The 23,365-nt window shown below is 65.4% G+C and carries 20 protein-coding genes; 6 read left to right on the top strand and 14 right to left on the bottom strand.

Annotation, left to right across the window (positions count from 1 at the left end; translation table 11 throughout):
- Positions 1-73: 73 nt before the first annotated feature.
- Entirely contained in the window at positions 74-1,273 is a 1,200-nt protein-coding gene (locus AC4AMJ_RS02420; protein WP_489917062.1) for a lipase family protein, read from the bottom strand.
- Between the two features lie 113 nt (positions 1,274-1,386).
- Here AC4AMJ_RS02420 and AC4AMJ_RS02425 point away from each other — a divergent pair, with 113 nt between their 5' ends.
- Positions 1,387-3,267 carry a glycosyltransferase family 2 protein gene (locus AC4AMJ_RS02425; protein ID WP_489897185.1) on the top strand — a complete coding sequence of 627 codons (1,881 nt, stop codon included), beginning with the start codon at positions 1,387-1,389 and terminating at the stop codon, positions 3,265-3,267.
- Positions 3,252-5,465 carry an acyltransferase family protein gene (locus AC4AMJ_RS02430; RefSeq protein ID WP_489917064.1) on the top strand — a complete coding sequence of 738 codons (2,214 nt, stop codon included), beginning with the start codon at positions 3,252-3,254 and terminating at the stop codon, positions 5,463-5,465. Before AC4AMJ_RS02425 ends, AC4AMJ_RS02430 begins: the two co-directional genes overlap by 16 nt.
- 36 nt (positions 5,466-5,501) lie before the next feature.
- On the opposite strand, the gene AC4AMJ_RS02435 is transcribed toward AC4AMJ_RS02430, so the two are convergent.
- From AC4AMJ_RS02435 to AC4AMJ_RS02450, 4 genes are all read right to left on the bottom strand, one after another.
- Complete coding sequence (locus tag AC4AMJ_RS02435; protein WP_489917066.1) at positions 5,502-7,184, bottom strand: HNH endonuclease signature motif containing protein; 1,683 nt, start codon at positions 7,182-7,184, stop codon at positions 5,502-5,504.
- A 113-nt stretch (positions 7,185-7,297) separates the two neighbouring features.
- Positions 7,298-7,633, bottom strand: coding sequence for a DUF3024 domain-containing protein (locus AC4AMJ_RS02440; RefSeq protein WP_489917068.1), 336 nt, complete (start codon positions 7,631-7,633; stop codon positions 7,298-7,300).
- 7 nt (positions 7,634-7,640) lie between these two features.
- Positions 7,641-8,144 (bottom strand): hypothetical protein, encoded by a 504-nt coding sequence (locus AC4AMJ_RS02445; RefSeq protein ID WP_489897181.1) that lies wholly within the window; start codon positions 8,142-8,144, stop codon positions 7,641-7,643.
- Positions 8,144-8,305, bottom strand: a complete 162-nt coding sequence (locus AC4AMJ_RS02450) for a hypothetical protein (RefSeq protein WP_489897180.1) — start codon at positions 8,303-8,305, stop codon at positions 8,144-8,146. The genes AC4AMJ_RS02445 and AC4AMJ_RS02450 overlap by 1 nt, the downstream gene beginning before the upstream one ends.
- Positions 8,306-8,539: 234 nt before the next feature.
- On the opposite strand from AC4AMJ_RS02450, the gene AC4AMJ_RS02455 reads away from it, so the two are divergent.
- On the top strand, positions 8,540-9,304 hold the full coding sequence (locus tag AC4AMJ_RS02455) for a hypothetical protein (RefSeq protein ID WP_489917070.1): 765 nt from the start codon (positions 8,540-8,542) through the stop codon (positions 9,302-9,304).
- Between the two features lie 21 nt (positions 9,305-9,325).
- Here AC4AMJ_RS02455 and AC4AMJ_RS02460 read toward each other — a convergent pair whose 3' ends face one another.
- The 3 genes from AC4AMJ_RS02460 to AC4AMJ_RS02470 are packed head-to-tail and all read right to left on the bottom strand — an operon-like array spanning position 9,326 to position 12,200.
- Positions 9,326-9,964: a TetR/AcrR family transcriptional regulator gene (locus AC4AMJ_RS02460; protein WP_489917072.1), complete on the bottom strand. Its 639-nt coding sequence runs from the start codon at positions 9,962-9,964 to the stop codon at positions 9,326-9,328.
- Positions 9,964-11,565, bottom strand: coding sequence for a class I adenylate-forming enzyme family protein (locus AC4AMJ_RS02465; protein WP_489917074.1), 1,602 nt, complete (start codon positions 11,563-11,565; stop codon positions 9,964-9,966). Before AC4AMJ_RS02465 ends, AC4AMJ_RS02460 begins: the two co-directional genes overlap by 1 nt.
- Positions 11,562-12,200: a nitroreductase family protein gene (locus AC4AMJ_RS02470; protein ID WP_489897177.1), complete on the bottom strand. Its 639-nt coding sequence runs from the start codon at positions 12,198-12,200 to the stop codon at positions 11,562-11,564. Before AC4AMJ_RS02470 ends, AC4AMJ_RS02465 begins: the two co-directional genes overlap by 4 nt.
- A 157-nt stretch (positions 12,201-12,357) precedes the next feature.
- Here AC4AMJ_RS02470 and AC4AMJ_RS02475 point away from each other — a divergent pair, with 157 nt between their 5' ends.
- Both AC4AMJ_RS02475 and AC4AMJ_RS02480 read left to right on the top strand, forming a co-directional pair.
- Positions 12,358-14,319, top strand: a complete 1,962-nt coding sequence (locus AC4AMJ_RS02475; protein WP_489917076.1) for a flavin-containing monooxygenase — start codon at positions 12,358-12,360, stop codon at positions 14,317-14,319.
- A gap of 21 nt (positions 14,320-14,340) precedes the next feature.
- Entirely contained in the window at positions 14,341-15,408 is a 1,068-nt protein-coding gene (locus tag AC4AMJ_RS02480; protein ID WP_489917078.1) for a hypothetical protein, read from the top strand.
- Between the two features lie 21 nt (positions 15,409-15,429).
- Here AC4AMJ_RS02480 and AC4AMJ_RS02485 read toward each other — a convergent pair whose 3' ends face one another.
- The gene (locus AC4AMJ_RS02485) at positions 15,430-15,930 is read right to left on the bottom strand and encodes a hypothetical protein (RefSeq protein ID WP_489917080.1); all 501 of its coding nucleotides are present in this window, start codon (positions 15,928-15,930) and stop codon (positions 15,430-15,432) included.
- A 20-nt stretch (positions 15,931-15,950) separates the two neighbouring features.
- On the bottom strand, positions 15,951-16,937 hold the full coding sequence (locus AC4AMJ_RS02490) for a hypothetical protein (protein ID WP_489917082.1): 987 nt from the start codon (positions 16,935-16,937) through the stop codon (positions 15,951-15,953).
- A gap of 563 nt (positions 16,938-17,500) precedes the next feature.
- Here AC4AMJ_RS02490 and AC4AMJ_RS02495 point away from each other — a divergent pair.
- Positions 17,501-18,616 carry a T6SS phospholipase effector Tle1-like catalytic domain-containing protein gene (locus tag AC4AMJ_RS02495; RefSeq protein ID WP_489917084.1) on the top strand — a complete coding sequence of 372 codons (1,116 nt, stop codon included), beginning with the start codon at positions 17,501-17,503 and terminating at the stop codon, positions 18,614-18,616.
- A 19-nt stretch (positions 18,617-18,635) separates the two neighbouring features.
- On the opposite strand, the gene AC4AMJ_RS02500 is transcribed toward AC4AMJ_RS02495, so the two are convergent.
- From AC4AMJ_RS02500 to AC4AMJ_RS02515, 4 genes are all read right to left on the bottom strand, one after another.
- Positions 18,636-20,048, bottom strand: a complete 1,413-nt coding sequence (locus AC4AMJ_RS02500) for an HNH endonuclease (RefSeq protein ID WP_489917086.1) — start codon at positions 20,046-20,048, stop codon at positions 18,636-18,638.
- Between the two features lie 382 nt (positions 20,049-20,430).
- Positions 20,431-21,096 (bottom strand): TetR/AcrR family transcriptional regulator, encoded by a 666-nt coding sequence (locus AC4AMJ_RS02505; RefSeq protein WP_489917088.1) that lies wholly within the window; start codon positions 21,094-21,096, stop codon positions 20,431-20,433.
- Positions 21,097-21,335: 239 nt separating this feature from the next.
- Positions 21,336-22,346, bottom strand: coding sequence for a glycoside hydrolase family 26 protein (locus AC4AMJ_RS02510; protein WP_489917090.1), 1,011 nt, complete (start codon positions 22,344-22,346; stop codon positions 21,336-21,338).
- Positions 22,347-22,405: 59 nt separating this feature from the next.
- Positions 22,406-23,251: a hypothetical protein gene (locus AC4AMJ_RS02515; RefSeq protein WP_489897148.1), complete on the bottom strand. Its 846-nt coding sequence runs from the start codon at positions 23,249-23,251 to the stop codon at positions 22,406-22,408.
- Between the last annotated feature and the right edge of the window lie 114 nt (positions 23,252-23,365).

Raw genomic sequence — 23,365 nt, forward strand, 5'->3', positions numbered from 1 at the left:
CACTAGCAGGATCCAACCGTGTCACCTTAGCGGTGAACAGTGACTGGTTTCTCAGCGAGTAGGTGCGAATCGGTCAGCAATCGCTCGGCGCCGACTTCCCTGCGAGGCGTTCGTGCATCCAGGTCGCCATGATGGGCCCCGGATCCAGTGAATGTCCTTGTCCCTCACGACGAACACGCACGATCTGGTCGCCCGTTGAGCACGCTCGTGCCAGTGTGACTTGCATTACATCTGGTGGGATGACGTCGTCGATGCTGCCGTAGACGGCCAGGATCGGCACCTTCGTCGGGTTCTGTGGCAGAGCGAATCCCTGCACCACCGCGGTCAGCCGCTGCGCCGCCGCCGGCGTGACGGCGGTGAACGAATCCGACGGCAGCAGCGTCGGCTCGTCGGCGAGCGCGGTCTTGCCGGACGCACACGAGAAGCTCGGCTGGGTGCCATCGGCGGTGTGGATGTGGTCGTCGGGCCGGATGCTCGGGTCGGCCTGGGCCACCCCTTGCACGAGGAGCGGATACAGAAAACGCTGTGCCACCGAGAGTCGGCCGTCCTGCGCCTCGGACACCAGATACGTGGCGTCGAGCAGGGGAGCGACCGCGACCACGCCGACCAGGTCACCGCTGCCTGACCCGTAGGACGCGTACTCCTCGCCCGTGGCCCACGCCGCCGCGCCGCCCTGCGACCGGCCGACCGCCAGCCACCGCTGACCGATGGCAGAGTCGATCGACCGGGCCGCACGGGCCGCGTCGATCACGTTGTAGGCGGCGGTGCGGGGCTCGAGATACGGATGCGGCGCGCTGCGAGTGCGTTCCCCGAGGCCCTGATAGTCGGTGGTGACCACGGCATATCCGGCGTTCAGGAAGTCCCGGACCGCCGCGAGGTCGCCGAACATGCCCGGCTGATCCGACGGCGCACAGTCACGGGTGATGCCGGTGGTGCCGTGCGCATAGGCGATCAGCGGCCAGCCGCCCTCCGGTGCGTCGCCGCCCGGCACGAAGACCGCGCCGCTGACCGTCGTCGACGACTCATCGATCCCGGATGTCGAGCGGTACACCATTCGGGTGATTTTCGGATGTCCGCCGAGGAACGACTGCCACGCGTCGAGGCCCGGTTCGGAGGTCACCACCTGACCCTGACCATCAGGCGTCTCGGCCCGCACCGCAGTGACCGACGACGACTCCGATGACCCGCCCGCGCCCTGTTCGGAGCACGCCGAGCACACCAGCAGTGCGGCCACCACGCAGGCCGCACCGATGAGCCGGCGCCGGATTTTCACAGGAGAACGGTAGCGGTTGACCTCGTATCGGCAACCGCGAGGCCGGGTCCGAATTCAATTCCGTGTATCTTCTGCGGTTTGCGCAGATCGGGATGGTCAACGATTCTTGTCTCGTGGAGTTGACTATCGGGGGACCCAACTCGACGACGGATGCCCTCGAGAACACCGAGGTCGCAGCGCCCGAGGTGGCTACTCGGCCACTGCGACGAGCCCACGCGGAACCGCCTGCACCCGAACAGGATCCATTCGCGGTATCGGCCCCAGACGACGAGACGGTCTACGAATATCTCGGCCCACAAATGCGGTGGATTCAGCTATTTCTGATTGCCGCTTTTCTTCTTGTCGGCTGGTCGATGATCGCATTTGCCCGGGCACATCCTTTGCTGTGGATTGCGCTCATTGTTCTTGCCGCAAATGTGATTGGCACCACACTTTCGACGCTCACGGGCATGAACAGACGCCGCATCACCTGGCAGGCGCATCAGGAGCGCGTCGCCGACTGGCAGCCCGGCGAGAAGGGTTTTCCATCCGTCGACATCTTCCTCCCCACCTGCGGTGAGAGCCTCGACATCCTGCGCGCCACCTACCGTCACGTGCACGCCATGGCCTGGCCGGGGCGGCGCACGGTGTTCGTCCTCGACGACGCCGCCCGCGACGAGGTGCGCGAGCTCGCCGACACCCACGGATTCCGATACGTGGTGCGCCCCGACCGCGGGCACCTGCGTAAGGCCGGCAATCTGCGGCACGCCTGCACCATCAGTTCCGGCGAGCTGATCGTCATCTTCGACGCCGACTTCTGCCCGCGCCCCGACTTCCTCGGCCACCTCGTGCCCTATCTCGACGACCCGCAGGTCGCGATCGTGCAGAGTCCGCAGGCATTCGCCACCACCGATGCGATGGGCTGGATCCAGCGGACGGCAGGTGCGACGCAGGAGTTCTTCTACCGGTGGGTGCTGCCGTCCCGCGACCGGATCGGCGCAGCGAACTGTGTGGGCACCTCAGCGGTCTATCGGCGTGGCGCGCTGAATCGGGTGGGTGGCTTCGCGGCGATCGAGCACAGTGAGGACCTGCACACCGGCCGCCATCTGCAGCAGGCCGGTTACGCGATCCGCTATGTCCCGGTCGTGTTGTCGCGGGGCTTGTGCCCGTCGGACCTGGCCGGCTTCCTCAATCAGCAGTACCGCTGGTGTCAGGGGTCGTTGTCGCGGCTGCGCAACCACGACATCGACACACCTGTGCGGCCGACGGTCCGGCAACGCCTCGCCCAGTGGGCGGGCGTGTTCTATTACTTCACCACCGCGATGAACGTCTTTCTGCTGTTCCTGCCGGGCATCATCATGGCGGCGTTCTTCCCCGACGACGTCCGGCCGCAGCAGCTGGTGCCGTTCCTGCTCGGCCTCTGGGTGTACGTGGTGTTGTTCCCGCTGGTGTCGCGGACGCGGTGGCGGTTCGAGGTGCTGCGCATCCAGATCGCCTACAGCTACGCGCACACCATCGCGATCTGGCACAAGATCATCGGCCGTGAGATCGGCTGGGTGCCCACCGGTGCGGTCGGCAAGAGCAATTCGTTGGCCCGGTCGATCGCGCGGCTGGGCACGCTCGCCCTCGGCGGATCGCTGCTGGTGTTCTGGGTCGTGATCGTGCGTGACGTGCTCGTCTACGGGCTGGCCGCGTTCTGGATGATGGTCGGATTCGTCATCGCCTATACGTATCTGACGGCGCCGCTGCTGGTGGAGTTCGTGAAGATCCTGCGGTCGGGGCGGGGGAGCGTGACGTCGGCGCCGGAGACGTCCGCGGTGCCGGTCCGATTGCCACGACATCGTGCGGCCGACGACGACGCGTTCCGCCCGGCACGCACCGAGCAGCGTCCGACGGCGCCCAACTGGAATCGCATCACGGTCTTCGAGGTGGTCGGCTACACGAGTGCGATCGTGTTCATCGCGGCGCTCGCGGTGGGCTGGTTCGACATCATGGTGCCGTGGACCGCCCCGTGACGGCACTGTCGGAGGCGCCGACCGACCGCATCCCGGTGCAGCCGCCGCCACCGACGTTCTTCGACGACATCGCCGGGCTCCGCGGCATCGCGGTGCTGCTGGTGGTTCTGTTCCACGCACACGTCCCGTTCGTGACCGGCGGCTTCGTCGGCGTCGACATCTTCTTCGTCATCTCCGGTTTCTTGATCACCCGGCTGCTCGTCCGCGAGTACGAGCGCACGGGGACGTTGTCGTTCAAGGGCTTCTACGCACGACGGGCCCGTCGCATCATCCCGCCGGCGGCACTGGTGATCGTGGTGTCGATCATCGGGGCAGTGCTGTTCATGCCGCTGCTGTCGGTGTTCAAACAGGCCATCGACCTGCTCGCCGCCGCCGCGCAGTTGGCCAACTGGCACTTCATCTCCCAGAACGCCAACTATCTGGCCGGCGCGATGGACGGCAGTCTCGCGACGCACTTCTGGTCGTTGTCGATCGAGGAGCAGCTGTACTTCGTGTGGCCGCTGCTGGTGTTCGGCGCGGCGTGGCTGGCGTCGAAAACTGCGCTGCGGCAGGCGCTGTCGATGCGGATGCTGGTCGGGCTGGTGATCGGCGCGATCACGGTGGCGTCGTTGGTGGTGGCCATCCGGCTGACCCCAACCGACCCGTCGAGCGCCTACATGGCCACCTATAGCCGCGCATGGCAATTCGGCGTCGGCGGCCTGATCGCCGTCGCGGCCCCGTTGTTCGCACTGCGATGGAAGTCGCCGCGCCTGGCCATGGTGGTTGCCGTCGTGATCGGCTGGCTCGGCCTTGCCGCGATCGTCGTCGCCGCTGTGCAGATCAACGCCCACACGCCCTATCCCGGCACCGCGGCGCTGCTCCCGACGATGGGCGCAGCGCTGGTGATCGCCTCGGGCCAGTTGATCGCGACGCCGCCTTCCGCTGGTCGAGCGTCTTCCGTTGGTCGAGTAGCCGCCGAGCTGCCTTCCGCTGGTCGAGTAGCGGCCGAGCCGCTAGGCGAGGCAGCGTATCGAGACCCCGCACCCCGAACCCTCACCCCCGCCACCCTCCTCGCCACCCCACCCCTGAAGTTCCTCGGCCGCGTCTCCTACGCCTGGTATCTCTGGCACTGGCCGGCGATCGTGCTGTTCGAAACCGCGACCGGTAACCATTCGTGGCCCGCGCTTCTCGCTGTCTCGCTGGTGGCGCTCGGCATCGCCACCGCGTCGACGATGTTCTTCGAGGAGCCGATCATCGCGCACCGTGAGCTCCGACGAAACGCGTCGGCCTCGATCTCGGTGGGCGTCACCGGGGTGGTGGTCGGGCTGGTCGCGACGATGGCGACGGGTGTGATCGTGGTGCAGATCGCCAGCCGCGACACAGTCGCGAACGCCGCGCTGACCTATCAGTCGGTGTTCGGAGTGGACAACAAGGACCCGTCGGGTGCCGTGGTGCCGAACCCTTTTCAGGCCTACGACGACCGACCGTCGCCGCATGAGTGTCTGATCCCGGTGGGTGATCTGTCGCCGGACGTGGACTGCACGTTCGGTCCGGTGGGCGGGATTCCGGTGGTGCTGTTCGGCGACAGTCACGCCGATCAGTGGTCAGAGGCGATCCGCACCATTGGTGCCACGCATGGTTGGCGGATCCATCAGTTCACCAAGGCGGCGTGTCCGGCGCAGGATCTGAAGCCGCGAGGTCGGGTGCCCGACCCGTATGCGAAGCCTGATTGTGCGCAGTGGCGGGCGGATGCGTTGCAGCAGATCACGGCGGTGGCGCCGCGGATGATCTTCGTGTCGTCGCTGTCGACCTATGTGCCGAACGAGGCTCAGGCGGAGACGGCGTGGAATGACACGCTCACCACGCTGCGTGCCACGAAGGCGAAGATCGTCTACATCGCCGACACCCCATACCCGGGTTTCCAAGTGGCCGACTGTATGTCGGGGGCGTTGGACAATTGGCACAAATGCGATTTCCCGCTCGACGGGTTCACCCGGATCGAGCCGATCCTCGAACAGCAGGCGCAGGGCCGCAGTCGCGACATCCTCACGATCGGCGTCAACAACCTGCTGTGCGACGGCAATCTGTGTCTCCCGGCGCGCAACAAGATCCTCTTCTACCGCGACGACTCGCATCTGACCGCGACCGCGGCAAAGGTGTTGGAGCCGGCGTTGGTGAAGCAGTTGGATGCGGCGCGATTCGATTACGGCGGTCGGTGACCCGCGCTGATCGAGCGACGGATGTGAACCGACGATTCATCGCGCGAGGTCATAACCCTCGGGCCCGGATTGGCAAATGGTCCATCCGTTCGCGACGGCATGGTTGCCGCGATCGCGTTCGATGAGTCGGCGGAGCAGTTCGTTCGCGATGATCTCCCCGGGTGTGCGGTGAGTGGGGGTGCGTGCAGGTTGGTCTGTCTGGGGTCGGGTCTGGTTGATCTCGTCGATGATCGTCTGCAGTGGGGTGCCCGGGTGGTTTCGGTCGGGTGTGTGTTCTCGGAGGCGTCGTTCGAAGAGTTCGCCGATGAAGGGTAGTTCGTTGATGCGTGGTGGGTTTGGTGGTGTGGTGCCGTCGGTGTTCAGTGTCCATTGGGCGCGGCCGGTGTTGGGGCCGTCTTTGATGATGTCGGTGGTGTATTGGCCGGGTTTGGTGCCGACCATGCGGTTGTGGGGTCCGCACGCGGGGGTGAGGGTGTTGATGTCGGTGGTGCCGCCGTCGGCGTAGTCGCGTTCGGCGTGATGGATTTCCACGGTGTCGAAGGCGCGGGTGCAGCCTGGGCAGGAGCAGCCGCCGCCGTGGGCGAAGAGCATGAATCGTTGGGCTTGGTTGGCCAGGCGTTTGGCGGTGCCGAGGTAGAGCGGTTCGCCGGTGTGGTCGGCGAACACGGCCAGGTGCATCTGGGAGTGGGCGGCCAGTTCGATCAGGGTGCTGATCGGCAGGCGTGCGCCGCTGGTGGTGGTGGCGACGCCGGCGCGTTCGCGTAGTTCGGATTCGGTGATCTTGATGATCAGGTGCGGCGGCAGTCCGCGGTGGCTGTTCCCCAGGATGCCGCCATCAAGGGCGTGGCGCAGCAGCGCGGCCAGTGCGTCGTGGTTGCGTTGCGGCTGGGAGCGGTGGTCGCGTTCGACGGCTTGGCGCAGTTGTTCGGCATCGACGACGTCGTCTGTGCTGCCGACCAGTGGGGTGTCGTCGGCGGGATTGTTCATGCCGGGAGCCGCCCAGCTGGCCAAGACCACGTCGAGCATGGCTCGGGTCTTCGGGTCCAGCAGGCCGGCAAGTGTGCTCATGTCCTGCATGTCTTGTTTGCCCACACCGAGTCGACGTTGCCGGGCGCGGTCGCGGTCGTCGGTAAGGGTGCCGTCGGGGTCGACGTGGCCGAGGATGCGTTTGCCGATCTCGATGAGTGCATCGGTGGAGTATTTGGTTGCCATGTCGGCCATTTCGGCTTCGGCGGCGGCGCTGACCGCGACCGGCAGCGCGGCCGGAATCCGGTGCAACGTCTTGAGGATGATGTCGACGTGATCAACACTGATCGCGCCGTCGATCAGCGCCTGGGCGGTGTTCGGGCAGGTGGGAGGCATCTTCTCGCCCTGCATCGAAAATCTCGGCGCCAGGGCGGCGGTGTGTCGCTGTCGCACGCGCGGCTCGCTGATCTTGAGGCGGTCGCCGAGGAAATCGGTCAGGTTTCGATACCCGAATTTGGTGAAGGCGCCTCGATCGGAGACATCCATCAAGCGGTGATGGCCCAAGCCACTCATCCGACGAACGGCACGCTCGTGCGCGTCGGCCACCTCCACGACCTCCACATCCGAGGCCGGCGTGGTGTCGACCTGCGCGATCCGATCCAGGACGTCGTGCAGTTCGCGGTACAGCGCCACCACCTCGGAGTGGGAATCGTCGGAGTGGGAATCGTCGGATGTCGGTCGGTCGGAATCCATGAGCTACACCTCCCCCTGATCGGCTCGCGGTCGAACGTACGTTCGAGTTTAAGGGACAGGGAAGGGATGCGCAAGAGGTTTGGCGGATCCTTCTGGCAAGAATTTCTGAACGCTCAGCCGAAGAAGATCGGATCTCCGCTGTCGGCGACGTGATCGAGGAGGGCTTGCACATTGTCGGTGGGCGGCAGGTCGGTGTACCTGTGGAACTTCAGGTTTCGGTCACGCCAGTACAGCGTCCACCGGCCCGTCGACGTCGTGTAGTGCAAGCGAGCGATCGGGGCCCGGGTCCAGGGTGCGTCCGAGCCGTCCCACGGAGGGCGCGTCTCCACAATCGTCGCGTGACGCTCGGCGACGTCACATTCGATGCGTACCTGATCCCAGAGCTCCTCGGGCACCCGGTCGCGGCACCACCGGCGGATGCGCGCGATGTCGATCTCGGGAAGGGTCACGGGTTCCTCACCCCAGCAACTCGAACACGAATGCGGTAGCGAACAATCCGACGGCGACAACTTGCAGGATGACGGCGTATTGCGCGGCAGTCGCCTTCGACTTGTTGCCCTGACGCAGACTGATCGTGGACAGGACGAGCCGTCGCAGGACCATCCTCTCGGCCGTCTCCTCGTCCAGGTCCCACAGGTCCTCGGTCATCCCGTTCAGGGTCTTCTCGCCGGTGACCGTGAGCTTGAGTGACCAGTTCTGGATGAAGATGGCGATGAAGGACGAGACGACGAAGCATGCCAGGGAAGCGACCAGAACCCACTTCGACTGCCAGTGGTTCGTGACAACGTAGTCCTTGCCGAGAACGTAGACGGTGATGGCGGCGATCAGCGCAATCAGTGCGGCGCTCGTCTTGATGATCGAATCGCCGCGTGACTCAAGCACCTTACGACGGTCGTACTCGCCCGCCAGGAGGTCGCTGACGTGTTTGGTGTAGATCGCGGCGACAGGCTTTGACGGCACTACTGGTCTCTTCGGAACACCTTGTCGAGGAAGGTCTCGGGGGATCGATAACGCAGCACCTCGTCGTCGTCTCCGGGATCCTCCCAACGGCGGATCGGCGGGGCGGGCGGAATCAGCTCGCCGTAGTAGTCATCGTGATCGTGGTCGCGTTCATCGGCCATGACGCTCACCTCTACCTTGCTCATGAAGTTGGGATCAGGGTACGCCCAGGTCAGAGGCGGTGGTGTCATTCGTTTGGGCGAATACTCCGCGCGAGGCGAATGGTGCCGCGGGCAGCTACTCGGCCACTTCCGACTCTGTTTGGAGGTGCACACGCGTAGTTCCCTACGCGTGAACGCGATTGCGGCATCGCTGACACTGATTCCACCCTGTCGATTGATAGAAAGGTTGGAACAATGTCCATCACAACTGGTAACGCGTTCTCGCTCGAATGCCTGGGCACAGGACCCGGGACATCACGGTTTCTCGACGGACGAACTGCCAATGCGACTGTCGGGTTGTCGCCGAACACCGAAGCCCCGTTCACCGGCGCCCGATGGGTCGCAGTCGACCTGCAGGACGGCGGCCTACGTCTGATTTGTCTTGGAGCGCTGTCGGGTCCGAGGTTGCTCGACGGAGTCACGGCCGCCGGCACGGTGGGTCTGGCGCCTCAGCAGTATCGAGAGTTCACCGGCACCCGGTGGGAGGTGCGATCCGTCGGCGGTGACGCCGTCGCGTTCAAGTGTCTGGGTTCGATTCCGTCGCCCAATGTGTTTCTCGATGGCCGGACGGCCGACGGGACCGTGGGGCTGGCGCCACAAACCGGGGGAGTGTTCACCGGAACACATTGGCGTGCAGTCAAACTGGTAAGTTCACCCTCGATCGGGGTGACTCCCGTACGAACTCAGACCGGCGTGGACATGACGGTGAAGGTCGCGGGCCTGCCTCCGAACACAGAGATCAAGACCTTCTTCCTCGGCGTACCCAGACGTGCAGGATTCGAGTCCGGTGGCTTCGGAATCAGCGGCGGCGATGGTGTGGCCAGCGCATTCACACGATTCTCGTTCACCAGTACCGACCACGACGACAGCTTCACGAGTGTGATCGTGTTGGCTCATGCCGCCGGCAATGTGGACAAGAGTGCGGCCACAACCGTCAGTTCCGCGAACTGGGTCGCGTGAGGTGCGGTTGCGCTGCGCGGGTCACCCGTCGTGGCCCGCGTAGCGCAGCACCCCATTCACCCCGAAATCCACATAATCCGCAACCAGCTGATCGACGTCCTGGTCGTCGTGCAACCACCAGCTGATCCCGTTCATCAAGTCCAGCAACGCAATCGCCGACTGTCCCGCATCGCGCGCCTGGAACTGTCCGGCCCGCGCGCCGGCGGCGATCACGTCGCGCACCCGACGCTGGTAGTACTTGCGGTAGTCGGTCACCACCGCCCGATGCTCCGGCAGCAGCGCCGACAGTTCCCGCAACGACACCAGGTGCTCCACCCGGTGTTGGGCCAGATGCCGGACATGGATCTCGACCAGTCGGGTCAGCCGCTGGGCCGGTGTGCCCTCCTCATCCAGAACCAGCAGATGTTCCTGTGGGTCCTTGGTCATCTGCAACGCGATGGCGTAGAGGATCTCCTCCTTGGAATGGAAGTGGTTGTAGAGGCTCGCACCCTTGATCCCGACGGCCTGGGCGATATCGCGCATCCCGGCGTTGTTGTATCCGTGCTCGGCGAAATACGCTGCGGCGGTGGCCACGATCTCGTCGCGGCGCACCGCGCGCCGGACCCCACGCCCCTCGGCACGCGCATCGGTTTCGGCCGGCGCCGCGTCGTCCATCCCCATCAGCCCTTCCCGTAGCGTCTCCGGAGCTCCCGCTTGAGTAGTTTGCCCTGCGGGTCGGTGGGCAGCTCGGTCACCAGGTGGATAGCCTTCGGGATCTTGTACGAGGCCAGGTCGTCTCGGCAGAAGGCGCGCAGGTCATCCGCCGTCGCCGTCGCACTGTCCTGCAGGACGACGAACGCGGTCACCGCCTCCGACCAGTAGTCGTCGGGCAAACCGACGACGGCCGCACGTAGCACGTCCGGGTGGCTCTGCAGGGTGCGTTCCACCTCCTGCGACGACACGTTGTAACCGCCGGTCTTGATCATGTCCTTGCGGCGATCCCGGAAGAACAGATTGCCGTCGTCGTCGATGCGGACGATGTCGCCGGTGTGGACCCAGCCGTCGGCCAGAACTGCGGCGGTCCGCTCGGGATCCTTGTGGTAGCCGAGCATCACCGACGGTGTCCGGCACAGCAGTTCGCCCTCGGCGGCATCGTCACCGTTGGCGTCGACGACGCGGATCTCCAGATGTCCGACGGGTTTTCCGATCCAGGTCGGATCATGGTCGGGCACGTCCTCGAGCCGCGTGAACCAGCCGACCGAGCCGAGCTGGGTGAGTTCGGACTGACCCCAGTAGGTACCCCACACCGACGACGGCGTGGCATCGGCCCACGCGTCGATCGCGAACGGTGACACCTGGCCGCCGTAGGTGAGGCAGCGACGCACGGAACCGACTGTCTTCGGGCCGAAGTCGGGGTGATTGGCCAGCGCGATGTAGAACGTCGGGGTCTGCGCGAGCACCGAGATCTGCTCGTCGCGGATCACCCGCAGCGATTCACCCGGATCGACGGAGGCCGGTAGCACCAGCGTGGCGCCGAGCAGGGTCAGCGAGGTGAGCGACCCGATGCCGGCGATGGTGTGGAAGGGCATCACATAGAGCCACACATCGTCGGGCAGACACCGCAGGCCCCACGTGTAGGCCGGGGCGGTGGAGATGAGGTAATTGCGGTGCGCGATCTCGACACCCTTGGGCGCCGACTCGGTGCCGCTGGTGTAGACGATCATCGCGAGGTCGTGCTCGTCGACGTCGGCGACGGGCTCGTCGGCCGATGCTTCGCTCACCACGGTGTCGAAGGAACTCCACGCCGCGTCGGGGGACTCTCCGATCACGACGACCCGTGCACCGGCCCGGGTGGCGATCGGACCGGCCACCGCCGCGTTCTCGGCCGCCACCACCAGCACCGACGGCGCGAGATGCTCGATCTGCTGGGCGATCTCACGTTCGCCGAACAGCGGGCTGATCCCCGAGTAGAACGCACCGATCTTCAGTGCGCCGTAGTAGGCGATCACGTTCTCGACCCGGTTGCGGCCCATCACCGCGACGCCGTCGCCGCGCCCGACGCCCAGTTCTTCCAAGACGTGGGCGAAACGATTGGCGAGCTGGTTCAGTTCGCCGTAGGTCGTCGCGTTGCGGGTGCCGTCGGCGCCATACGACACGATCGCCGGTTTGGCCGTTTGCGTTCGGGCGAGCCGGCGCAGTTGATCGCCGATGGTTGCCCGCCCCAGCATCGACGACTGTGCGGGGGTGAGGCCGCGGGGCGGCACACTCGTCGGGGCGCTCATGCGAACATCGGGGTGTCGAACGTGTCCAGGTACGCGATCTCCTCCACGGGTGAACGAGTGAGCTTGTGGGGGAATCCATCCCGCGGATAGCCGACCGCCACGTGGGCGGCGGTGATGAACCCGTCGGGAATGTGCAGCAGCTCCTTGACGGCGGGTTCCTCGGCGCAGAGCAGGGTGGTCAGCGCCGACGCGACGCCCTGTTCACGCAGGGCAAGGGTCAGGTTCTGGACGGTCGGATAGATCGACGCGCCGCCGACGACGCTGAGCCGGCCCAGCTCGTTGTCCGTCGGATGCAGGCCTTCCATCTCCGCGCAGACCACGACCATCACCGGCACGTCCGCGAGGTGATGGGCGAAATCGTTGGCGCTCTCGATGGTCTTGGGGACGGCACCCACCGCCTTGGACCCGTCGACGATGGCGGCGTAGTAGGCCTCCCAGTAGGGCAGATACAGCTCGGCGAGCCGCTTCTTGGTCTCGGCATCGCGCACCACCACCCAGCGCACCGGCTGGCGGTTGCCGCCCTGCGGGCCGAATCGGGCGTTGTCGAAGGCCTGACGCAGCACCTCGTCGCTGACGTGCTTGTCGCTGAAGTAACGGCACGTCCCGGTCGACCGCATTGCCTCGCTGAGTTCCATCACCACTCCTTGTTCGCTGGGTAAACCAACCAAATGACTAACTGCGGTTAGCATGATGTCGATCACACTTGCACGGGCTGTCCAATGTGTCAAGCGTCGGTGGTGACCAGCAGTGACGGCCTTGACGACGCGTAACTAACCGTGGTTAGCATTGTGCATGTCGTCTTCCATCACTGCACGCGCCGCCGCGCCCGTGGACGTGCCGCGGTTGCAGCGCGCTGTCCGTGCCGGCAACATGCCCACCCTGATCGCGGTGCTGGTCGAGCTCACGGGGGACCGCCGATGGTTGTCGGAGCGCTACCGGCCGACGAGGTCGCGGGGCATGGACGACAACCGCACCGGTGGATTGGCGCCGGAGATCCAGGAGGAGATCGCCGGCGCGGTGGTGGATGCGGTGATCGCCTGGCATGCCGACGGCTGCCCGCGGCGTCGGCTTCCCGACGAGGACCTGATTGCCGAACTGCTGGACTTCACCTCCGGCGAGACCGTCCCGCACGAGTTCAGCCCGATGATGGCCGAGATCATCGCTGGTGATCAAGAGATGGGCGATCAGCCCTCCACGCCGCCGGACGCCGACGTCGACCACCTCAGTGCCATCGTGATCGGGGCGGGCGTCGGCGGCATGCTGATGTCGGTGCAACTGGCGGCGGCCGGTGTCCGCCACGTCATCCTCGAGAAGAACGACGAGGTCGGCGGATCATGGTGGGAGAACCGGTATCCGGGCGCCGGCGTCGATACCCCGAGCTACCTGTACTCCATCTCGTCGTTCGACCATCACTGGTCCACCCATTTCGGTAAGCGCGACGAAGTGCAGGACTATCTCGCCGCCTACGCCGATCGGCACCACATCCGTGACCGCGTCCAGTTCGGCACAGAGGTGCAATCTGCGGCTTACGATGCGGCCGAACAACTCTGGACGGTCCGCGCGCGCGACCGAGACGGCGTCGTCCAGACGTTGCAGGCGCGGCTGCTGATCAGCGCCGTCGGCCTGCTCAACCGCCCGAAGGTGCCGCAGCTACCGGGTATGGACACCTTTGACGGTCCGATCTTCCACTCCGCCCAGTGGCCGGCGGCCCTCGACGAGCCCGGCGCTCTGGAGGGCAAACGGGTCGCGATCGTCGGATCGGGTGCCAGCGCCATGCAGATCGGACCCGCCATCGTCGACAAGGTGAAGGAGCTGACCATCTTTCAGCGGTCGCCACAGTGGATTGCGCCCAACGACGACTATTTCGCACCCGTCGGCGACGACGTGCACTGGCTGATGGAGCAGATTCCCGGCTACCGCGAATGGTATCGGGCGCGGCTGTCGTGGATCTTCAACGACAAGGTTCATCCCACACTGCAGGTCGATCCGGACTGGCCGGAGGAGACCGCGTCGATCAACGCCGCCAATCACGGGCATCGCCGCTTCTATCTGCGGTATCTGCAGGAGCAACTCGGCGATCGGGATGATCTGATCGCCCTGTCCACGCCCGACTATCCACCCTTCGGCAAACGGATGCTGCTCGACAACGGGTGGTACACGATGCTGCGCAGGCCGAACGTCGACCTCGTGCCCCATGCCGTGCGCGAGGTCACCGCCACCGGACTCGTCGACGATGACGGTCGTGAGCGTGACTTCGACATCGTCGTCTTCGCAACGGGTTTCCACAGCGACCGGTTCCTCTACCCGATGGATGTGCGCGGCCGCAGCGGGCGCTCGACCGTCGAGGTGTGGGGCGAGCACGACGCCTACGCCTACCTCGGGATCACCGCTCCCGACTTCCCGAATCTCTTTGTGCTGACCGGACCCAACACCGCACTCGGGCACGGCGGGAGTTTCATCAGCATCCTCGAATGCCAGGTCCGCTACATCGCCGACGCCATCGCGATGATGACGCGGGAGCGGCTGGGTGCACTCGAGGTGCGCCAGGACGTCACCGCCGAGTACAACAAGGCCGTCGACGAGGCACACGCCCGCATGGTGTGGACCCACCCGGCGATGAGCAACTGGTACCGCAACGACGACGGCCGCGTCGTCGCCGTCACGCCGTGGCGGATCATCGACTATTGGAAGATGACTCGGGCGGTGAATCCAGGGGATTTTGTGGTGGAGCACCTGATGTCAGAAAGCGGTTGACGCACTCCGTAGCCTCGAATTGTGATCAGAAAGCGTGCCGCCGACCTGATGGGCTCGCCCCGTGGGCGACGTCTGTGTGTCGAACTGATCAATCAGATCGAGGATGGAGAGCTTTCGAGATTTCTTCTCCAGGTAGGACATCCGAAGTCCTCCAGGTTCGTCGAGCCGAAGGGACGACCGCAGGCGGTCGTCGACTATCTGGCCCACATCGATATCGACTCTGTTGCGCGGTTGTCGCCGTCGGCGATCCGTGCGGCGATGGCCGACGTCACCGACTGGGCGTGGTATTGGCAGCCGCCCGACGATGACGATGTGCTGTGCGCCGACCCGTTGGTCATCGCGGCTTTGCAGCCGATAGCGGAGGCGCTGTGGAGGTCGGCGTACGTCGACTGGTGGTCTGACCCGGTCGATCTCAGCGGACAGCGCTGGGTTCAGTGGTTCGATCCGCAACGGGGCTGGTGGGAGCTACCTCAGCTCGACGCCGGTGTGGATTATCTTCGGCAATGGCGCGACCGTGCCGTGCGCGCCGAGGCGAGGGAGCGCGACTCGGTGGATTGGCGCCGGGTGAGCGGTGAATGGTGGTCGACACCCGTGTTCAGCGGTGCTCCGCACACCACGTCGACCCGGTATGGCCTGGCCGCGCTTGGGCTCGAGCTCGTCGAAGACGACATGGGGTGGTCGCGCACCAAGGTCTGGGCGGTGACCGTGGACCGTGCCGCACGCGTGTATGAGATCGACTCGCCGCAGGACTGGGCGAACCTGGTTGCCGACTTCCCGTTGGTGGTGGCGAAGTCTCGACGTGGTGACTGGTACCGGACGACGGGGCAGGATCTGCGCTGGCTGATCCCCGACTGGCTTGCCGTGGCCGACGAGTACGACGCGGTGCACCTGACCGTGACCGGGTATCTGACGTCGGCCGGAACAGCCATTCCGATCGGCGACGACGAGCGTTCGGCGTCGGTGATCGCGGGTTGGGAACCCGATGTCACCTACTGGCTGCGGCGAGACATGATCGAGCTGACCGAGCCGCCGACGGAGCATGAACTGGTCGACGATCAGGACGGATTCCGTGAGTGGCCGCAGACCTGAAACGCGTTGTCGACAGATCTGTTACGTGAAGATCAACCGACCGATCTCGTAACCCGCCCGCTGGATCTCGGCGAGCTCGGACCGCGCGCCCTCGGCGATCATCAACGCGCCGCCGGTGCTGCGAAAGAACACTCCGGTCGCCGTGGCGCTGATGAACATGATCAGGGCCATCGCCAGAAAGATCACCCCGAGCAGTATGGGGATCGCGCTCAGATTCAGGAACTGGCCGCTCGAGGTGAAGCAGAGCAATGCGGCGAAGAGCAGGAACACCCCGTACAGAATCTTGCGCGTCGACGTCGCATTCCCGGTCGACACCTGACAGACATGCCGCAACGGAGCCTCGTGCTGCAGGTAGCCGCGCTGAAAGATGCCGAACAGCAGGTGCGGATGATGCACGATGACCCGGCGGTCGGTGAGGGTGACCGTCGTCTTCACGTGGGAGAGAAACAGATGCGGGGAGAACTGGCCCTGGTATCGGACCATTTCACCTGCGACGAGAGCTGGTTGGGTTGCGGTCGTCATCGACGTCCTTCCATGGTGGTTTACGGCAGGTAGACAGTGGAACCCTCGGGAGGTGCGGTGTTGCTGATGAGCTTTCCGAGGCAGTGATCGCGGTCGAATCCTTGCTGCCCGCACCAGCTCACCGCCGCCGACGGGCTGGGGAAGGTCTGGGTCGTGATGGTCACCCACCACCCGGGGGAGCTGAAGACGGGCCAGTCATCACTCCACAGCAACCGTGTCCCGGAGAATCGTTGATCGAATGCGGTGAACTCGTCGAGGATGTCCTGGTTGGTCCAGACCTTGCCGTCCGCGACGAGTCCCGGCTTCTTCGAACTCAGTTGGGCGACCCACTGATTGTTGGAGCCCGCGAGGATCTGCGCACGGTCGACGCCGACCTGCGCGCGCAGCGACTGCGCGGCCACGGCGTCGAGGTCGGCGCCCGCAGGTACATACGGGAGCGCGGCGGTCACCGCGACGGGTGCCGACGTCGAGGCTCCCGACATCTGCGTGGTACTGCCCGTGCCCGCCGAATTGATGCTCAGCGCAAGGCTGCTCGTCTCGGCGGCGGTCAACGTATCCGGCAACTGGTAGTAGCTGCCCGACGGGAAGCTCACGATGATCTGCCGCCCGGCCGATGTCGAGGGTGGGATCGCGATCGGTGCGCTCGAGAGGTCGAAGGAACCGGACGCCACCAGCCCGGACGGAGACGACACCGTGATCTGAGTGTCGGAGCTCGACAGGATGTCACCGGTGGCGCAAGGGCTGGTGCCGGTCATCGTCACCGTCAGGCCGGCAGGCGTGACGGACAGCTGCTGTGCCTGCAGCGTGGGTGCCGTGGTGCACGGGGTCACGGTGGCCGGGGCCGCGTCGGACTGCGTGCCCGTGCTCTGCTCGTCGAGATATCTGTTGGTCAGCACCAACGCCACGGCGCCGATGGCGAGCAGCAGCACGACGACCAGGGCGCCGGCGATGATCGGCCCACGGTTGCTCGGCTGCGGCGGTGGACTCGGCCACGACGGGGGCACCACGGGACCGGGGTATGGCGGTGGGTAGGGGTCTGGCCCTGCATCAGTGGTCACCCATGGGTGGACCGGGCTCGACGCTGGTTCGGTCGGCTCTGCCGACGACAGCGGCGTGGTCGGCGTCGGTGTCTTGATGGGCCGCGGCACAAACACCCGAGGCGTCGAGCGCGACGTGGTCGGGCTGTCGACCGGCGTGGTGATGCGCTCCGTCGTTGCCGATGAATCATGGTCGGCGCTGACCGTCGCGGTGGAACTCCCGTCTTGTTCAGATCCGGGACGCCATGTCATCCAATCGAGTTCGAGGCGACCGCCCGAACCTGCGGCACCACTCGGATCGCTGTCGGACAAGGCTGCCCCGTTCGCTAGCGAGCGCCGGAGGTCCACGGAGAACTCATGGGTGAACGCTACAAGCGGATCATCTGGTTTGCTATCGCACAAAAGGTGCAATGTGGCGGATCACCCGCAGCGGTGACCTGTCGCGCACGCGGCCAGTCGACCGTCGGCTACTTATCGACCCGCCGCACGTCTGGGATCTGATTGAATGAACATCGCTCTCGAGAGGAAGACCCTTGACCGACGACAACGATGTCGCAGCACGAAATCTGGTGATCTGTCTGGACGGCACCACGAATGAGCCGGAGACCGGATTCACCAACGTGGCACGGCTGTTCGACGTCTGCGTCAAAGACGAGCACCAATTGGTGTACTACGACCCGGGTGTGGGCACGATGGGTTCGCGGGCAGCGGTGACGCAAACCGGCAGGGCGGCGACACGGTTTGCCGGGATGGTTGCCGGCTACGGCATCCGCGACAACATCGAGGAGGCCTACAGCTGGTTGTGCCAACGCTATCGACCCGGTGACCAGATTTATGTGTTCGGTTTCTCGCGCGGCGCCTACACCGCCCGGGCGCTCACCGGGATGCTGCGTACCGTCGGCCTGCTCCATGCCGACGCTCTCAATCTCGTCCCATATGCGCTCAAGCTCTACACCCGCTCCGGGCCGGACAGCGATTCCATCAGCGATCCGGATCCGGCTACCCCTGACCCCGTCAAGGAGTTCTGGAAGCTGCGCAACGATTTTCGCGTCAAGTTCGGTAATCCGGACTTCCCGGTGCCGTTCCGGAAGACGAAACAGATCCGCTTCCTAGGGGTGTGGGACACGGTGAAGTCGGTGGGCTGGCTCAATCTTCGTGCCCGGTTCGAGGTGGCACGCTGGCCGTTCACGGCCAACATCGACAATGTGCAGACGGCACGCCACGCACTGGCGATCGACGAACGGCGACGACCGTTCGCCGAGTACCGCTTCTCCGGAGAGTCGCTGAGCGGGCGAGATGTTCAAGAGGTGTGGTTCGCCGGTGTGCACGGAGACATCGGTGGGCAGTGCCGCGAGGACAGCCGGCTGCCCGACATCACCCTTGCCTGGATGATCGGCGAGGCAGATGCCGCCGGCATCCACATCGACGAGCGGGCCTATCGCCGTGTGCTCGGGGTGAAGTTCGGCGATCCGCTTCCCGATGACCTGGCGCTGGGGGTCATCGAGCCCAACAAGCGGGCCTGGCGTCTCGCGGGCGGATGGCGGACACGGGTGGTGCGCCCCGATGATGTTCTGCACACGAGTGTCCATCGCCGGATCGAAGCGACACAGCATGATCGGCGGCCCTATCGGGCGCCGTTCGAGCGGTGAGCCGACGTTCCGCGGAACGTCACGCCGCGACCGGCTCCTCCATCTCCTGCTGCTGGCGCGCCTTCCACGCCCACACCGCGTACAGAACCTCGGTCGTGTAGACGGCGTTGAGGTGACGGCCGCCGTTTCTCGGATGCACCGCTGCGTTGTCGATCCCAGCGTCGGGTTGCCACTCGTCGGGTGCCTGAATCGTGGGTGCTCGCTCGATGGTCGAACCGTCGGGTCGATGAAAGGTGAACTGCTGATCGCCGTGGGCGCGGATCGAGAACGCTCCCCGGTGTAGCGCCCGATGATGGGCGGAACAGAGCAGGATCAGGTTGTCGGGATCGGTCGGGCCGTCTTGCGACCAAAACTGCACATGGTGGGCGTGTAGGTGGCCGGTGCGGCCGCAGCCGGGATGCTGACAGCACCGGTCGCGCTCGAAGAGGACGCGCATCAGCATGCGCGTCGGCATGCGGCGCTTGCGGCCGTACTTGAGCACCACTCCGCGCTTACCGCGTTTCACCTTGCGCGTGGCGCCGCCACAGGTGGCCTCGTCGACGTCGGCATCGTCGAGGGCCGGTCCGCCGTCGAGGTGCGGGTCGGCATCGTCGTGGGTGTGTATGACGACCTCCGCGCCCGGCACGAACTCGGGGACGTCGATCACGTTCTGCATCGTGTCGCCCATCGCGACGACGGCGGGTGCGATGTCCGACGGAACGTTCCGCCACAGGTCTGCAGAGGTGATGTCGTCGATGGGCTTCGCAGCGCCGTCAGTATCCGTATCGACGGATTCGGGTGCGGCGGTGACATCGGGGTCGCCGGCCGTGCGTGTGCGCTCGTACTCCGCGCGCACTACGCCGGCCAGGAAACGCCCGCCGTCGAGCGGTGAGAGCCGCAGATTGACCGAGAGAGATCCATCGAGATTCCACCGCCACGAACTGCTGGAATCGATGGCACCGCGGTCGGACTCGTCCTTGCGGCGATCGACATTGCGGATGGACCGGACGAGGTATTCGACCTGAGAAGCAGTCGAGCAGAGGGCGATGTTCAGCAGTTCTTCGTCGCGGTCGGGCGTGGCGACGCGAGTGAGTGCACGCACCTTCGAATAGGACAGGCGCCCGTCGCCAAATGCCGCGCGGATACCGGGAAGCTCGGGCAATGCGTGCGCCACCCGCAGGTGGTCTTGGGCGGTCCTGACGGAAAGTCCGGTGCGCCAGGACAACCAGTGGGCGCAGGACATGATGCCCTCGCCACCCCAGCCGGCGCGGCGATCGAACTCCGCCAGGAGTTCGAGAAATCGAGCGGTCAGTGCTGCCATCTGGCTGGCATACCCGATGAGTCGAGTACCGATCTCGTCGGTGGACAGATCGCCCACCTCGGCACTGTCGAAGATGCTGCGCACCTCATCATCTGAGTGCAGCTTGGAGGATGGCAATGGAGTAACCGACATCAGGACCCCCTGAGATGTGTGAAACGGTTACCGACCAAATTATCGCTGGCCACCGACAATCCGCGTTCCGCGGAACGTTCGGCAGCGCTGCGGCCGCCGCGCTCATCTCAACCAATGTTTAGTGCGCGCGCGCCTGTGACCTGCGATGATGCCTCCCGAACGTTCCGCGGAACGCGATAAGGTGTCCCGAGTCGGGTGCGTTGTTAGCCTCGGTTGTAGTCCGAGTCGGACCAATGGACGTCGGGGTCGCTCGCGTGAGGATTCCCCCCTCCCCATGGGAGCGCCACGGCGAAGACCGGACTACGAGGCACCGTGCGCTAAAGGCCTGAACTCCCTGTGGCGCGCGGTGCCTCGGTCTGTCCGGAACCCGAAGTCGTGCAGATCAGGCGTGCGAGTTCGCCGTGGTCGACGAGCAGTTGGGTGCACTCGGATGCGCCGGTCCCGTGACCCGGGACGACTCGCTGCCGATGTTGCAGATCCGCGACATCGCGAGGCGGATCATCGGCCGGGAGAAGGTGTCGTCATTGGTCATCACCAGCTGTTGCAGCAGTCCGTCCATCAGCGCCACGACGATGGTCGCGGCCTCATCGGGCCGTGCCGGATGAAACGGTTCACCGACCGCCACCGAGAGCTCGATGAGTTGGGTCCGGTGGGCGTCGGCCAGCTCACCGAGCTCGGGATAGAACTGCGCCTCGACCATCAGCATGTGGCGCGCGACCACCACCTTGCGCGCATCGGTGCGGGCCGTGTCGACGAAGTCGGTGGCGCACTCGACCACGAGTTTCTGCTCGTGCGGTCCCGGGCCCAGCAAGGGACCGAATGATTGGACGGCCACTTCCATCAGCTTCGCGTGCACGGTTTCCAGCGCGAGGGCGAGAAGTCTGGTCCGGGTGGATGCGTAGTAATTCACCGAACCGACCGGCAGGCCGGAAGCTTCGTCGACCGCCCGATGGGTCAGGGCGCGCAGCCCGTTTGCCGCGATGACCTCGACCGCGGCGTCGCCGAGCCTGCGCCGACGTTCACCCTGGGGCTCTCTCTTTCGTGTCACGACCCGTCTCGCTTTCTCACAGTCGCCCCGTGTGTCCCGTTACACAGCCTATTTGTCTGTTTGCCGTAGTGCATCGACGACTCGCGACGGTCTCGCTTCTCAGCAGATGTTGAGATCGCGCAAGATCTTTCGCAGAAGTGGCGCAGAGCTGCGATGTCGCCCCATCGACAGACGATGGCACGGCGGCCGTGGGTTGGGCACGTGTCGCGTACCTCACTCCCCAGCAGGCGGGCAGCCGATCAGGCCGACGCCGTCAGCGAGCTCCGAAACGCCTCGGTGCTCGCGGTCGTGGTGTTGAATCGCCAGTCCCGTTCCTTGTCCATCTGGAACCAGAGGAATGCGGCGACGCGAGGTTCGTATTCGACGATGGCGAAGAAGTCGCGAATCCAGTTCGCCTTCATGTCTGGTGCCGTACCGTCGGCGCAGCCGACCTCGGTGATCAGCAGGGGATGGGCGCCGTCGAGCCGACGGAGCGCGTCGAGGCTGGATCGGAACAGGTCCGGAGCGGGCTGCCATCGGTGTCCGGGGACGTCGCCCCAGTTGTAGCCGTCGACGGCGAGGTAGTCGACCTGGTCGTGACCCGGATAGGAGGCGGTGAAGTCGGTGGTGCCGAGGGTCAGCACGTTGGGTGCCCACACGAACTTCACGTTGTCGGCACCCTGATCGGTGAGGACCGACCGCATTCGTTGCCAGGCGGCGCGGTAGTCGGCGGCGGTGTTGCCGTTGATGCCGACGGCCCATGGGTACCAGCTGCCGTTCATCTCCTGGGCGAACCGCAGCAGCAGCGGTTTGCCCCATGCCGCGATGCTGGTGCCCCAGCGGCGCAGCTCAGTGTCGAAGTCGCCGGCAGCGATACGGGCAAGGGCATACCGGGGTTGGTTCACCCCCTCATCGGCTTTCCACGGCTCGAGCGTGAGCAGGGCAGTGGCACCGAAGTCGACGATGGTGTCGAGGTCACCGATGGGTAGCTCGTCGCCGATGGCGACGAACCTGTGCACGTAGGTGGGTTTCGCGCCGGCGAGAGTGGAGAGCTGATCGAGTGGGGACGTCGGCGATCCAGGGAGCGGCGTCACGGAAGGGATGAAGGCACCCCACTTTTGGCCCTGCGGGGTAGGCGTCGACGGGGAGTCGGGGCCGCAGGCGGCGAGGGTGAGGGTGCCGGCGCCGATCAGTGCCAAGCGAAACGCGCTGCGGCGACTGAATCGTTGCGTCACTGCACGCGAGATCTCCGATTGACCGCTCGCGTCCACGGGGTCATCGTAGGCGGACGGCATTCGTCACGTTCTGCACGACGACAGCTCGTCACTGCTTACGCGGGCCTCTTGCTCTTCCGGAACTCGAGTTCGTCGCGCATGGCACGCGTATCGCCGACGCTGTAGTGCCGAAAATGCGGGTTCATCGCGGCGTGGGCGCCGAGTTCGGTGATGTCGAACCGCTTCGTGAGTGCGTTGAGCTTCTCGGCAGAGTCGGAAATCGTGGCCATGATCTGCGTGACCTCATCCGGATGATCGAGCGCAGCGACTATGCCCTCGAGGATCTCGATCTGGATTTCGTTCTGGCGCAGAGGGTCTTCCACTTCCTCGTCGAGATCGTCGTCGGCGGCGACAGGGCCCTCCCAGCGGAAGAGGTCGCCGGGGAAGTCGTCGCGTCCGACGAGGTCCGTGACCTCGAATACCACTTCGCCCTCACTGGCGAAACGCACGATCAGCCCGGTGGCATCGTCGAAGGCGAGCTCGATCGGATCGCCGCCACCGAGCGGTGCAAGCGATGCCGACCACGCCGACCGACCACCGACGTCGGTCGCGGTACAGGGCCCCGCGGCGCACATGTCGGAAGGTATGTCGTCGAGAAGGGAGTCGCGGCCGAGCAGATCGAGCGGTTCGAATGACGTGCCGATCCACATTCTGAAGTGTCCGGGGTACTGGCGACGCATCTTGCCGTCGAAGTAGACAACGGGCGGTCCGTCGGCGCCTGCGACATAGAGCGTCTCGCCGTCGCTTTCGATGCGCCAACAGCCGGCGTGGTGCCAGAAGGTGAACCGCTCTTCGAAAGAGATCCCGTGATCATGCACGATCACGCTGAGGTGGCCGGAGAACGACGTGCGCTCGGCGGCAATGTTGCGGTCGACCAGTTCGTCCCAGGACGGCGTATTCATGCGGTCAGGTTACGAACGAACTCCGACACGGTCCGCCACAGCGGCCCCGCACCCGCAACGTCACCCGCGCAACGTGTCGACGATCAGATCGGCCATCGCCGCACTTTCGTATCC

This window comes from Gordonia sp. LMA484 (assembly GCF_058129505.1).